This window comes from Nonomuraea sp. NPDC001831, from assembly GCF_042892035.1.
GTDB lineage: Bacteria > Actinomycetota > Actinomycetes > Streptosporangiales > Streptosporangiaceae > Nonomuraea.
In genome coordinates, this window is sequence record NZ_JBIATU010000001.1 from 870,215 (window position 1) to 882,580 (window position 12,366).

Sequence of the window (12,366 nt, forward strand, 5' to 3'; positions counted from 1 at the left end):
AATGAATTCCGCCCCTTTGGAGCTCACCAGCGGGCCGTGACGTCCTTGTCGCGGTCGTAGGCGGCGGCCCAGTAGCGGCCCGCGGCGGTCAGGCGGTGACCGGCGAAGCCCACCTCGCCGGTCGGCTGCTTCAGCGCCTCCGACGTCGCGGTGGCCCAGCCGTCGGCGCCCGCGGTCACCGTCACGTAGCGGCCGGCGGAGAAGGTGAAGCGCCCGCGGATCGTGGCGGCCACCGGCTGCCCGCTCTCCTTGTCCACCACCCGCAGCCGGACGCGGGCCGCGCCGCCCTCCACCGTCACCGCCATCGACTGCACGACCATGGGCCGCAGGCCGCTCGCGCCGGTCGTCACGGTGACCGGGGCCGAGGGCGGGCCGCGGTGACCGGCCACGTCCACCGGCACGACGCGGTAGTGGTAGGCGGTGGCGGGCAGCAGGCCGGTGTCGGTGTGGGTGAGGCCGCGGGCCTTCCCGGCGAGCGTGCCGGGGCCCGGGGTGAAACCCGCCTCGGTCGAGCGGTGCACCTCGTAGTGGGCGACCTCGGTGTCGTCGCGCGCCCGCCCGTACGTCAGGTCCACCGTGGCATGGCCGAACGCCACGGCCCGCGGCGGCGAGGCCACGCCCGTGGGCGGCCCGGAGTCGGCGGGCGGCTCCGGCCACCTGGCCGAGGGCCCCCAGACCGTGGGCAGCTCCCGGTAGGAGTCGTAGTGGTGCAGCGCGATCCCGGCGAAGGCCGGGCTGCCCGCGAACGCCTGGGAGACCTTGGCCAGCTCGGCCTCCAGCACGTCCCTGCCCTCCTCGCGGAAGGTGATGCTGGACGGGTCGCCGCTGGTCGCGATGTCCAGCGTCTCCACGCCGACCACCACCGACAGCGGCCTGCCGATGCGCTCGGCGTAGGCCAGCTCGCCGGCCGCCTGCGCGATGATGCCGGGGCCGCCGTCCGCCTGGTCGCGGTAGTCCATGATCGCGATGTAGTCGCTGAGGTCCTGGACGTGCTCGGCCAAGGTGCGGGTGGTCCCGCCGTAGGTGATGCCGGTGCAGCAGGCGGAGGTGTCCAGCCAGCGCGGCACGGCCGGGCCGAACAGCAGCGGCTGCCCGGAGGCGTCCCGGCGGGCGATCATCGCGCGCAGCGTGTCCAGCCACTGGATCTGCACGTCGGGCTTGCCGCTGGTGAACCAGGGCAGGCTGTACGGCTCGATGTCGACGTTGATCCCGTCGAACCGCTCCGCCGGCTTCGAGGACAGGTTGTAGTCGAGCACCCGTTCCATCTCCCCGACGGCCCGCTCGCGGTAGCGGGACAGCGCCCCCAGGTACGGCGGCCGCGTCCCGCCGGCCACGGTGGCGTGCACCTTCATGCCCCGGCCGTGCGCCCAGGCCACCAGGTCACGCAGCCCGGGACGCGCGTCCTCGATCATGTCGCGCCCGGCGTAGGTGTCCACGCCCAGGTAGAGCGTCGATCCGGCGGGCAGGACGGTCTCCAGCAGGCGGCGCGAACCGGGGTTCAGCACCAGGTTGTAGGACGCCTTCTCCCAGATCCACATCGCCCGGTCCTGCCGGTGCGGCACCGGGGCCTGCCCGCGCGCCGCGCCGAGCGCCACGTACGTGGTGGACGACCGGGACACGTGGCCGCGCGCGTCCACCGCCTCGGCCTCCAGGCTCGCCATCACGTCGCCGTACCGGGCCGGGTTCAGCAGCGCGACGTAGCGTCCTCGCGCGCCGGCGGCGGGCTGCCAGGGGCCGCCGTTGACGCGGACCCGCACCGAGCGCACGTCCGCGCCGGCCACGTGCACCCGGACCGGCGTGGGACGGGTGAGCCGGGCCCCGTCGGCGGGCTCGGCGATCGCCACGCGCGGGGCCCTGGCCCGCGGGTTGTCCACGCGCAGGGTCAGCGGCGGCGACCAGGCGCCGTAGCGGGTGTCGGCGGCCGTGGCCTTGGCGTAGACCTCGATCTCGCCGTCCAGGGCGCGGGTGTCGAGGTCGTAGGACCAGGTTCCGCTGTCGTCGGCGTCGGGGTCGGTGACCTGGGCCCGTTCCACGCGCTCGCCGTCCACCACGACGGACACGTCGTAGGCGGCGGTGAAGCGGCCGGTCAGCCGGATCAGGCCGGGGGCGAGCTCGGCGGCGTCGATCACCACCGACGGCGGGTCGGCCGCGCTCGCCACGGCCGGTGCGGCCACGGCGAGCGGCACGGCGAGCGGCACGGCGAGCGGCACGGCGAGCGCGAGCGCGCCCGCGATTCTCCACAGCCTTTCGGGCATGAAGCCACCTCCATAGGAATGAATTAACGCCGGAAACGGATATGTCCGGACATTGAATCCATGAGATGGCGAAACGATAGCCCCGAATTTCCGGAAGAAGAATGGCATGAATTCCGGCCACCGAATGGGCGAGGTGCTCTCGGACCCGAGACGGGCCCCGCGCCGACGCGGAAGGCGGGCGGGATCCCTCTGACGGGGGAGGGGGTTCGCGCGCGGTGGGGAGGGGCGGGCGCCGGGCGGTCCCTAGCGTTGCGGGCATGGTCGACTCTCATCGCCCGCGGCGCTGGCCGGCGTACGGGCTGGCGGCGCTGATGCTCGGGTACGCGGCGGGCAAGGCCGCCTTCGCCGTCCAGGGCAGGCTCGGTTTCCCCGGCGGGCCGCCCGTGCCGGCGGCCGAGGCCGCGGGCTACTTCCTGGGCCCCTCACTCGCGCAGGGGGTCGCGGCGGCCTCCGGGGTGCTGGGGGCCTGTGTCGCCGTGGCCACCGTCACCGCCGCGGGCCGCCGGCTGCCGCGCGCCGCGATGCTCGCCGTGCTGGCGGTGATGCTGGCGGCGCTCGGCGGGGGCGCGGGCATCATGATCCTCGACGGGTTCGTCGGCCTCGGCGTCGGCTGGCGCTGGTACCACGGGATCGTCGGGCTCGTCGTGGCCGCCCTGGCCGCCGGGACGGCCCGGTCCTATTGGACGGCCACCCGCCCGGTCCGCCCGAGCCCCGGCCCGGCCCGGTCAGCCCCGTGAGAAGGCCGCGACCAGTTGCTCCGTGGTCAGGATGGCGTGGGCGAAGGTGGGGCCGTTGAGCTCGTGCGCGGCGTGCAACATCTCCGGCAGGTACGCGGCCGTCGCGTCGCGCACCAGCGTCACGTGGTAGCCCAGCTCCATGGCGAACCGCCCGGTGGACTCGACGCACGTGTTGGCCAGCACGCCCACGGCCACCACGTGCGTGACGCCGCGCTGCCGCAGCTGGAGGTCCAGGTCGGTGTTGGCGAACCCGCTCTGCGCCCAGTGCTCGGCGGCGACGACGTCGTCCTCCTCCGGCTGGAGGTCGGGATGGAACTCCCCGCCCCACGAGCCGCGCGCGAAGGTGTGCCGTTCCTGGATGCCGTGCTGCGTCGGGTTCGGATGGGCCCAGCTCTCGTAGTCGCCCGGCGCCCAGCGGCGGTGCGGGACGAACACCACCCGCACGCCGGCCGCACGCGCCGCGCCGATCACCGCCCGCAGGTTGTCCAGCAGGCCGATCGCCTGCGCCACCGGCCCGAGCCGCGGCCACACCTTGCCGCCCTCGGAGATGAAGTCGTTGTACGGATCGACCAGCAGCACCGCCGTGCGGCGCGGGTCGTAGGACTCGGTCATGGCCGCCCCCTCAGTTGCCGGTGGTCAGGACCATGCGGAAGCGGGCCTGCCCGGACATCATCCGCTGGTACGCCGTCGCGGCCTCCTCCAGCGGCGCCTCCTCCGTCCAGGCCCGCACGCCGCTCTGCGCGGCGAACCGCATGGTGTCCTGGGTGTCCACGGCGATGCCGGAGGCGTGCCCGTAGACCCGGCGGGCGCCGCCGACGAGCTGCAGCGGAGTGACGGCCAGCGGGTCGGTGTCGATGCCGACGGTGATGAGCTCGCCGCGCCGGCCCAGCCCGTCGATCGTGCCGGACATCGCCGCCGAGCTGGTCACCGTCGCCAGCACCACCTTGGCCCCGCCCCGCGCCAGCAGCGCGTCGGCGACCTGTTCGGCGGCGCCGTCGATGTAGTGGGCGGCGCCGAGCTCGCGGGCCAGCGGCTCCTTGTCCCTCCCGCGCGCGATCGCCACCGTGTCGAAGCCCATCCGCGCGGCGAACTGCACGCCCAGGTGGCCGAGGCCGCCCAGCCCGAGGATCGCCACGGTGTCGCCGGGCCGCGCCGAGCTGCGCCGCAGCGCGTTGAACACGGTCACGCCCGCGCAGGCCAGGGGCGCCGCCTGCACCGCGGTCAGCTCGTCGGGGATCGCGGCCAGGGCGACGGCCGGCGCCACGACGGAGTCGGCGAACCCGCCCGGGTAGGCGGCGCCCGGCACCTGGAGCTCCGGGCAGAGCACGCCGTCGCCCTCCCGGCAGGCGTCGCAGTGGCCGCAGCTCCCGCCGTACCAGCCGACCGCCACCCGGTCGCCCACGGACCAGCCCGCGACGCCGTCGCCGATCGCGTCGACGCGTCCGGCGATCTCGTGCCCCGGCGTGACGGGGAAGGCGGTGCCCGGCAGCGCGCCGCCGAGGATCAGCGCGTCGGAGTGGCACACCCCGCACGCCTCGACGGTGATCCGCACCTGGCCGGGGCCCGGTTCGCGGGTCTGCGCCGGGGCCTGGGCCATGGCGCCGCCGGGTTCGGCGACCTGGATGGAACGGTGCAGGGCAGAAGACGGCATGGCGTCCGCTCTTTCTACGTACGGGAAGCAGCGGCCTCGACGGGAGGCCCTCACAAGGGCAGCTTTTCCACTTCCGCCTCGTTTACCCCACCGGCGCGCGAAGGCCCGGGACCCTGACGCGGGTCCCGGGCCGCAGGAGCCGCCGGTCAGCCCGCGGGGACGACCGGGACGCCGCCGAAGGTCACCACCAGGCGGCCGTCCGCGGCGAAGGACCAGTTCAGGGCGCCGCCGTAGGCCGAGCAGCGGGAGCCGTTCGAGCCGGACCAGAACTGGTTGGAGGCGTCCGCGGAGCCGACGATCTTGTCGTTGGCGCCGCTGCCGGAGCGGCACGAGGTGTTGTCGCGGAACACCGAGGTGCCGCCGTCGAAGGAGAAGTTGCGCTCGGCGTTGTCGATGGCGACGTTGCCGCTGATCGACATCGTGCCGAGGTTGCGGTTGTAGGTGAAGCCGTGCTTGCCGTTGCGGTAGGCGATGTTGCGCCGCACGACGTGGTCGACCTTGATGTCCTCGCCGCCCAGTTTGTAGCCGTTGCGGTCGCCGTTCCCGGCCTGGCTGCCGTCGCTGAGCGTGCCGTTGCCGTAGGCCAGGGAGTCCTCGACGGTGACCGGGCCGATCGGGCCGGTCTCGGTCTTGGTGTAGAGGTCCCAGCCGTCGTCGATGTTGTTGCGGGACACCGCGTACCGGAAGACGTTGCCGGGCCCGACGGTCAGCTTGGCGGCGAAGCCGTCGGCGTCCTCGCCGTCGGAGTCGGCGTTGTCGTGCGAGACCGTGCTCAGCACGAGGTTGCCGGACGGCCACCGGCTCTGCGGCGTGTCGGAGGCGATGCGGGAGAGCTGCAGCCCGGTGTCGCGGTTGTACCGGGTCACCGACCGTTCGATGATGTTGCCGCTGCCGCCGACGAAGATGCCGTTGTCGCCGGCGCGCTCGACGGTGATGCCGTACAGGTGCCAGTACGAGCCGTTGACGGCGAGCCCGCGGTTGGCCGGGTCCTCGCTCTGGGCCGCGAAGTTCAGCACCGGCGTCTCGCCGGGGTAGGCCGACAACTTCTTGCGGGCCGCGGCGGTGCCGTCGTTGCCGGGGGCGATGGTGACCGTCTGGCTGAAGGCGTACGTGCCGCCGCGCAGGTAGATCGTGCCGCCCGCCGCGACGCGGGTGATGGCGGAGGTGAGCGTCGTCGGGTCCGACAGGGTGCCGGTCGCGCCGTCCCTGCCGGTCGGGGAGACGTACAGCGCGCCGGTGGGCGGCGGGACGGTGGGGGTGACGGTGGGCGTGACGGTGGGGGTCGGCGTGGGACTGGTGGTCGGTCCGCCGCCGGCGGGCTTGAGGGTCCACTGCTTGGTGGCGGCCGAGTCGCAGGAGTTCTGCTGCAGGAGGGCGCCCGGCGCGGTGGAGTCGTCCTTGACGTTGAGGCACTTGCCGCCGCCCGCGTTGACGATCCGGTACGCGTCGCCGGCGGCGGTGAGCTGCCAGGTCTGGGAGGCGGCGCCCGTACAGGTCTCCTGCTGCACGGGCTTGCCCGCGCTGGTGGAGGCGTCCCGGACGCCGGCGCACTTGCCGCTGTGCGCCGCCTTGACCTGGAAGCCGCTCCCGGCGGCGGTGAGGGTGAAGACCTGCCCGGCGGCCTCGGCGCAGGCGTTCTGCGCGAGTTGCACGCCGTCGCCGGTGCTCTGCCCCGGCACGGTGGCGCACAGGCCGCTGCCGCCGTTGACCAGCGTGTAGTTCCCGCCGGCCGGGGCCGCCGAGGCGGGCGTGTTCAGCCCGGCGACCAGGCCGCCGGCGGTGAGCAGGCCGGTGGTCAGCACGACCGCCAGTCTCGTCGCCAAGCATTGGTTCTTACGCACGTCCAGCTCCGTTTCGATGGAGGAGTGGAAGGGGGTGCCGCGCGAGCCTTGCCAACCGGTTGCAGTAACAGTGGCTTCGTGTCGAGGAAAGGTCAAGACGTCCAGGTAAAACTGCAAACGCTTCGAGCGTTCTGCCTGGTGGCGTGGTTATTTCTGCAACAACCGATTGCAGGAAAGTTGCGAACAGCGGTCAGCGGGTGAGGGGCAGCGGGCCGCTCTCGGGGGTGAAGAGCTGCTCGTCGAGATGGTCGACGGCGTAGTCGATCGCGCCCGCCACCACGCACTCGTCGCCCAGCGTGGACGCCCGCACCTCCGGCATGCGCATGCACCGCCGCTCCAGCCGTTCGCGCAGCGGCCCGAGCAGCACGTCCGCCGACCTGGAGAACCCGCCGCCCAGCACCACGACCTGCGGATCCAGGACGAGCACCATGGCGGCCGCGCCCACGGCCAGGTCGTCGAGATAGCGCCCGACCGCCTCCAGCGCCACCGGGTCGCCGTTCCTGGCGGCGGCCAGCGTGTAGCCCGCCGCGTCCTCCGGCGGCGTGCCCTCGGGGACGGCCGCGCACGAGTTGAGGTGCTCGGGCGCGTCGAACCAGCGGGCCTCGGGCAGCATGGAGATCTCCCCGGCCGCCGCCCCGAACCCCCGGTGGACCCGGCCGCCGATGATCAGCCCGGCGCCCATGCGCCTGCCGACGTGCAGGAACACCACGTCCTTGGCGCCCTGGGCGACGCCGCGCCGGGCCTCGGCCATGGCGGCCAGGCGGCTGTCGTTCTCGATCAGCACCTGGCAGGGGAACATCTCGCGCATCCGGCCCGCCAGGTCGAGGTCGCGCCAGGACGGGACGGCGGCCGAGTAGATGACCCGCCCGTCGATGTCGATGATGCCGATGGTGCCGACGGCGATCGTCCACAGGTCGGACACCGTGACGCGGCCGAGGGCCAGGCAGCCGGAGACGGCCCGCTCGATCGCGGCCAGGCGCTCCTCCAGCGGCGCGTCCGGCAGCACCGGCTGGCGGGTCTCGGCCAGGATCTCGCCGTCGAGGTCGGACAGGGCGGCGCGGATGTTGTGGCCGCCCACGTCGACGCCGACCAGGTAGCCGCTGTCGGCGCGGAAGCGGTAGCGGCGGGCCGGCCGGCCCATCGAGCCGGGGCTCGGCGGCACCTCCTCGACCCAGCCGAGGTCCATCAGCTCGCCGGCGACCTCCTTCATGGACGGCCGGGACAACCCGGTGCGCTCGGCCAGCGCCGACAGGGTGAGCGGGCCGGCCCGGCGCAACGCCCGGATGGCGGTCAGCGAGTTGAGCTGTCGCAGCCGTGACAGGTCGCCGCCGCGTAGATCCGCCATCGCCGTCCTTAACGTAGGTCTCCTCTGTAAGCAGAGATTATGCCAGGGCCCAGCTCGACGGCGCACCACCCACGAACCCCTCCAAATTGGGCGTTGACCCTCGGAAACCCACGGTGCTACTAATGAAGCGCTCCTTCGTAAGTTGAGAGAGATGAGGTCTGATGTCATTCGTTGACGTCGGCGAGATCAGGTGCGACCAGGCCCGGACCCGGGTGTTCGAGCACGGCTGGCAGTCGTGGAGCCCCACCGGCGCCTACGGGCTCGGCGACCTTCCGCCCAGACCCGCCGACGAGACGATCCAGATCCTCTGCTACCGGCCCGAGACGCCCGTCCCCGACGGCGTGTTCCAGGGCGAGGGGCTGCTGGCCGTCGAGACCGGGGACGGTGGGGTCGAGCTGTGGAGCGCGCCCGGACCGCTCCAGGTGCCCTCCGTGCGGGCCCGCCGGGAGGGCGACCGCCTGGTGATCTCCGCCGACGGCCCGGTACGCCACCACCGCGTCGAGGGCGACCTCGGCCGGGCCCTGCGCACCTGGGCGGACGGCATGGCAGAACCCAGGACGTTCCCCGCCGTCCCGCCGATGTGGTGCACCTGGTACGGCTACTGGGACAAGGTCACCGACAACGACGTCCTGGAGAACCTGGCGCTGGCCGACCGGCACGGCCTGACCGCCGACATGTTCCTCCTCGACGACGGCTACGAGGCCGGCATCGGCGACTGGCTGGACCCCAGGCCCGGCTTCGGCTCCCTCGCCCGCGCCCTGGACGCCGTCACCGGCTCCGGCCGCCGCGCCGGCATCTGGACCGCCCCCTTCCTCGTCGGCCACGACAGCCGCCTGTTCCACGAGCACCCCGACTGGCTGGTGGACGGCGCGTACGCGGGCCGCATGTGGAACCAGGAGCTGGCCGTCCTCGACGTCACCCACCCCGGCGCGGCCGAGCACCTGGTCCACGTGTTCGCCACCTTCGCCGCCATGGGCGTCACCCACTTCAAGCTCGACTACCTCTACGCCGGCGCCCTGGCCGGCCGCCGCCACGAGGACCTCGACCCGATCGCGGCCTACCGGCGCGGGCTGGAGCTCGTGCGGCGCGGCGCGGGCCCCGAGGCCACCCTGCACGGCTGCGGCGCGCCCATGCTGCCCAGCATCGGGCTGGTCGACATCATGCGGGTCAGCCCCGACATCGCGCCCACCCTGCACCCCCGGTCGGGCGACATCAGCCAGCCCTCCCAGCTCGGCGCCCGGCTGACCGGCGCGGCCCGCGAGTTCCTGCACGCCCGCTGGTGGGTCAACGACCCCGACTGCCTCATCGTGCGGCCCGAGGTGGAGGCCCGGCAGGAGTGGGCGGCGCACATCGAGGGCACCGGCGGCCTGCGCGGCTCCAGCGACCCGATCGCCGCCCTGGACGACTGGGGGCTGGCGACCACCCGCCGCCTGCTGGTCCCCACCGCCACGGACCCGTCGTGATCACCGAGACCGTCCGGGCGGCCGCCGAGCGGGCCCCGCGGCGGCCGCCGCGCAGGCGCACCCGTGACTGGCACGCCTACCTGTTCGTCGGGCCCAGCCTGTTCGGGGTGGTGGCGTTCCTGCTGCTGCCGGTCGTCATCGTCCTGGTGCTCAGCTTCTTCGACTGGGAGCTGCTGTCGGAGCCTTCCTTCGCCGGGCTGGACAACTACCGCCGGCTGGCCGCCGACGGCGAGAGCTGGCACGCCCTGGGCGTCACCCTCTTGTACGTCGTCCTGTGCATCCCGCTGCAGACCGTGCTGGCCCTGGTGCTGGCGCTGCTGCTGGACCGCAAGGTCAAGGGCCTGCGGCTGTACCGCTCGTTGTACCTGATCCCGTGGATGGCCACCCCGATCGTCCTCGGCCTGGTCTGGAACTGGATCTTCGACCCGCGCGACGGCGCGCTCAACAGCCTGCTCGGCCTGGCCGGCGTCACCGGCCCCGACTGGCTGTCCGACCCCGCCTGGGCGCTGCCCGCGATCGCGCTGGTCAACGTCTGGCAGCACACCGGCTACACCATGCTGTTCTTCCTGGCCGGCCTCCAGGGCATCCCGAAGGAGCTGTACGACGCCGCCGCCACCGACGGCGCCACCCCCGCCCAGCGGTTCTGGCGCATCACGCTGCCGCTGCTCAACCCCACGATGTTCTTCGTCATGGTGACCAACCTGATCGGCGCCTTCCAGGTGTTCGACACCGTCTACGTCATGACCAACGGCGGCCCCAGCCAGAGCACCGAAGTGCTCAACTTCCGCATCTACGAGACGGCGTTCAAGCAGTTCGACTTCGGCTACGCCTCGACCCTGTCGATGGTGCTGTTCGGGGTCATCCTGCTGGTGACGCTGGCGCAGGTCAGGTTCTTCGGCAAGCGCACCACCTACGACCTGAGCTGAGGCCCCCCATGATCAAGCGCACCCTGCTCCACGTCGTGCTCGCGGCCGGCGCGTTCGTCTCCGTCTTCCCGTACCTGCTGGTCGTGCTGACCGCCTTCAAGACGCAGTCGCAGCTCAGCTCCACCGAGCCGTGGCTGCCCGGCCTGCCGCCGACCACCGCCAACCTGACCCGGCTGCTGAGCGGCGACTTCCCCCGGTACGTGCTCAACACGCTGCTGATGACGGTCGTGCTCACCCTCGGGCAGCTCGTCTTCACCACCTTCGCCGCCTACGCCTTCGCGCGGCTGCGCTTCCGGGGCAGGGAGGCCCTGTTCTGGCTGTACGTCGCCACCATGATGGTGCCGGGCGCGGTCACGATGATCCCCCTGTTCCTCATCATGCGCGAGCTCGGCCTGGTCAACACCTGGTACGGCCTGCTCATCCCGTACGTGCTGGGCACCCCGTACGGCATCTTCCTGATGCGCCAGTTCTTCAAGTCCCTGCCCGCCGGGCTGGAGGAGGCCGCCCGCATCGACGGGGCCGGGCCGATGACCGTCCTGCTGCGCATCCTGCTGCCGCTGTGCCGCCCGGCGCTCGGCACCCTGACGATCATCACCGTGATCTCGTCGTGGAACAGCTTCATCTGGCCGCTGATCATCACCAGCGGCGACGAGACCAGGGTGATGACGGTGGCGCTCGCCACCCTCAAGGTCGGCATCGGCGTCGACTACAACCTGATGATGGCCGGCGGGCTGATCGCGCTCGTGCCGATGGTGGCCGTCTTCGTCTTCTTCCAAAGGCACATCGTCCGGTCGGTGGTCCTCACCGGCCTCAAGTAGCACACGAACAAGAGGTCAGCGAATGTTGCAATCCCCCCCGATTCGCTGGGCCGGGGCGCTGCTCTGCGCCGCCACGCTCATCCTGTCCGGCTGCGGGTCGGGCTCCGGAGACTCCGGCAAGGTGACGCTCACCTACCGGCTCTGGGACGACCAGCAGAAGGTCGGCTACGAGAAGGTGATGGCCGCCTTCGAGAAGGCCAACCCGGGCATCGACGTCAAGATAGAACTGCTGCCCTACGACCAGTACTGGACCAAGCTCACCGCCGACGCCGTCGCCGGGACCGCGCCGGACGTCTTCTGGATGAGCCCCACCCAGTTCCCCGAGTTCGTCACCAAGGGCGTGCTGGCGCCCGTCCAGGTGGACGGCTCCAAGTACCACCAGACCGTGGTCGGCTCGTTCACCTACCAGGGCAAGCTGTACGGCGTGCCGAAGGACTGGGGGATCGTCGGCCTGCTCTACAACAAGGACCTGTTCGCCAAGGCCGGCGTGACCATGCCGGACCAGCTCACCTGGGCGGCCGACGGCTCCGGCACCCTGCTCGACACGGCCCGCAAGCTCACCGTGGACGAGGCCGGCAAGCACCCCGGCGAGCCCGGCTTCGACCCCGCCAAGGTCACCACGTACGGCTTCGCCTCCTGGAACCACTACCAGACGCAGTGGATGAACTGGGTCAGCTCCAACGGCGGCAAGCTGCTGGACAAGCCGTTCGGCACCTACACCTTCAACGACGCCGCCTCCGTCCAGGGGCTGCAGTTCGGCGTGGACCTGGTCAACAAGCACCACGTCTCGCCGCCGGCCACCCAGACCAACCCGCCCACCGGCAAGGTCACCGACATGTTCAAGGCCGGGAAGGTCGCCATGTTCCCGGCGAACAACGCGCTGCTGCCGTTCGTCGCGCCGGAGGCCAACTTCGAGATCGGCGTCGCCGCCATGCCCGAGGGCCCGCAGGGCCGTTCGGTGAACCTCAACGGCCTGTCCGAGGCCGTCTCCGCCAAGAGCGCGCACCCGGCGGAGGCGATGAAGCTGGCCACCTGGCTCGGCACCGAGGAGCCGCAGAAGATGATGGCCGACGGCGGCTACGTCTTCCCCGCGCTCAACGGCCTGTCGCAGGGCTACGTCGACTACTGGAAGTCCAAGAAGCTCGACGTCTCGCCGTTCCAGAAGGAGTCGGAGGGCCAGACCTTCCCGCTGCCGGTCACCACCGGCTTCACCGGCTTCGAGAACAAGCTCAACCAGATCTTCAACGAGATGTACCTCGGCAAGCTCACCCCCCAGCAGGCCGCCGACCAGGCCGTGGCCGCCGGCAACGCCTCCGTTCAGTAGGAGCTC

The 12,366-nt window shown here is 72.2% G+C and carries 10 protein-coding genes; 5 read left to right on the plus strand and 5 right to left on the minus strand.

Annotated features, from left to right (window positions below; genetic code table 11):
• Window positions 1-23: 23 nt before the first annotated feature.
• Complete coding sequence (locus ACFYYW_RS03740; RefSeq protein ID WP_387644701.1) at window positions 24-2,255, minus strand: hypothetical protein; 2,232 nt, start codon at window positions 2,253-2,255, stop codon at window positions 24-26.
• 257 nt (window positions 2,256-2,512) lie between these two features.
• Here ACFYYW_RS03740 and ACFYYW_RS03745 point away from each other — a divergent pair, with 257 nt between their 5' ends.
• Window positions 2,513-2,992, plus strand: a complete 480-nt coding sequence (locus tag ACFYYW_RS03745; RefSeq protein ID WP_387644704.1) for a hypothetical protein — start codon at window positions 2,513-2,515, stop codon at window positions 2,990-2,992.
• On the opposite strand, the gene ACFYYW_RS03750 is transcribed toward ACFYYW_RS03745, so the two are convergent.
• The 4 genes from ACFYYW_RS03750 to ACFYYW_RS03765 all read right to left on the minus strand — a co-directional run bounded on the left by ACFYYW_RS03750 (window position 2,981) and on the right by ACFYYW_RS03765 (window position 7,829).
• On the minus strand, window positions 2,981-3,604 hold the full coding sequence (locus ACFYYW_RS03750; RefSeq protein WP_387644707.1) for an isochorismatase family cysteine hydrolase: 624 nt from the start codon (window positions 3,602-3,604) through the stop codon (window positions 2,981-2,983). The genes ACFYYW_RS03745 and ACFYYW_RS03750 overlap by 12 nt on opposite strands.
• 10 nt (window positions 3,605-3,614) lie before the next feature.
• Window positions 3,615-4,643: an alcohol dehydrogenase catalytic domain-containing protein gene (locus ACFYYW_RS03755; protein WP_387644710.1), complete on the minus strand. Its 1,029-nt coding sequence runs from the start codon at window positions 4,641-4,643 to the stop codon at window positions 3,615-3,617.
• A gap of 146 nt (window positions 4,644-4,789) precedes the next feature.
• Window positions 4,790-6,466 carry an RICIN domain-containing protein gene (locus ACFYYW_RS03760; protein WP_387644713.1) on the minus strand — a complete coding sequence of 559 codons (1,677 nt, stop codon included), beginning with the start codon at window positions 6,464-6,466 and terminating at the stop codon, window positions 4,790-4,792.
• Window positions 6,467-6,674: 208 nt separating this feature from the next.
• Window positions 6,675-7,829, minus strand: a complete 1,155-nt coding sequence (locus ACFYYW_RS03765) for an ROK family protein (protein WP_352327623.1) — start codon at window positions 7,827-7,829, stop codon at window positions 6,675-6,677.
• Window positions 7,830-7,990: 161 nt separating this feature from the next.
• Here ACFYYW_RS03765 and ACFYYW_RS03770 point away from each other — a divergent pair, with 161 nt between their 5' ends.
• From ACFYYW_RS03770 to ACFYYW_RS03785, 4 genes are read left to right on the plus strand one after another with little or no spacing between them, the layout of a single operon-like run.
• Window positions 7,991-9,292 carry a glycoside hydrolase family 36 protein gene (locus ACFYYW_RS03770; RefSeq protein WP_387644716.1) on the plus strand — a complete coding sequence of 434 codons (1,302 nt, stop codon included), beginning with the start codon at window positions 7,991-7,993 and terminating at the stop codon, window positions 9,290-9,292.
• Window positions 9,289-10,218 carry a carbohydrate ABC transporter permease gene (locus tag ACFYYW_RS03775; protein WP_387644719.1) on the plus strand — a complete coding sequence of 310 codons (930 nt, stop codon included), beginning with the start codon at window positions 9,289-9,291 and terminating at the stop codon, window positions 10,216-10,218. Before ACFYYW_RS03770 ends, ACFYYW_RS03775 begins: the two co-directional genes overlap by 4 nt.
• 8 nt (window positions 10,219-10,226) lie before the next feature.
• Window positions 10,227-11,036 (plus strand): carbohydrate ABC transporter permease, encoded by an 810-nt coding sequence (locus ACFYYW_RS03780; RefSeq protein ID WP_352327626.1) that lies wholly within the window; start codon window positions 10,227-10,229, stop codon window positions 11,034-11,036.
• Window positions 11,037-11,058: 22 nt separating this feature from the next.
• Window positions 11,059-12,360, plus strand: a complete 1,302-nt coding sequence (locus ACFYYW_RS03785; RefSeq protein WP_352327627.1) for a sugar ABC transporter substrate-binding protein — start codon at window positions 11,059-11,061, stop codon at window positions 12,358-12,360.
• The last annotated feature ends 6 nt before the right edge of the window (window positions 12,361-12,366 follow it).

What these genes read in the sequence shown, in the direction of transcription:
- ACFYYW_RS03780 (WP_352327626.1), top strand. Translation starts at nt 10,227, where the DNA reads ATGATCAAGCGCACCCTGCTCCACGTCGTGCTCGCGGCCGGCGCGTTC.
- ACFYYW_RS03755 (WP_387644710.1), bottom strand. Translation starts at nt 4,643, where the DNA reads ATGCCGTCTTCTGCCCTGCACCGTTCCATCCAGGTCGCCGAACCCGGC.
- ACFYYW_RS03740 (WP_387644701.1), bottom strand. Translation starts at nt 2,255, where the DNA reads ATGCCCGAAAGGCTGTGGAGAATCGCGGGCGCGCTCGCGCTCGCCGTG.
- ACFYYW_RS03745 (WP_387644704.1), top strand. Translation starts at nt 2,513, where the DNA reads ATGGTCGACTCTCATCGCCCGCGGCGCTGGCCGGCGTACGGGCTGGCG.
- ACFYYW_RS03770 (WP_387644716.1), top strand. Translation starts at nt 7,991, where the DNA reads ATGTCATTCGTTGACGTCGGCGAGATCAGGTGCGACCAGGCCCGGACC.
- ACFYYW_RS03750 (WP_387644707.1), bottom strand. Translation starts at nt 3,604, where the DNA reads ATGACCGAGTCCTACGACCCGCGCCGCACGGCGGTGCTGCTGGTCGAT.
- ACFYYW_RS03765 (WP_352327623.1), bottom strand. Translation starts at nt 7,829, where the DNA reads ATGGCGGATCTACGCGGCGGCGACCTGTCACGGCTGCGACAGCTCAAC.
- ACFYYW_RS03785 (WP_352327627.1), top strand. Translation starts at nt 11,059, where the DNA reads ATGTTGCAATCCCCCCCGATTCGCTGGGCCGGGGCGCTGCTCTGCGCC.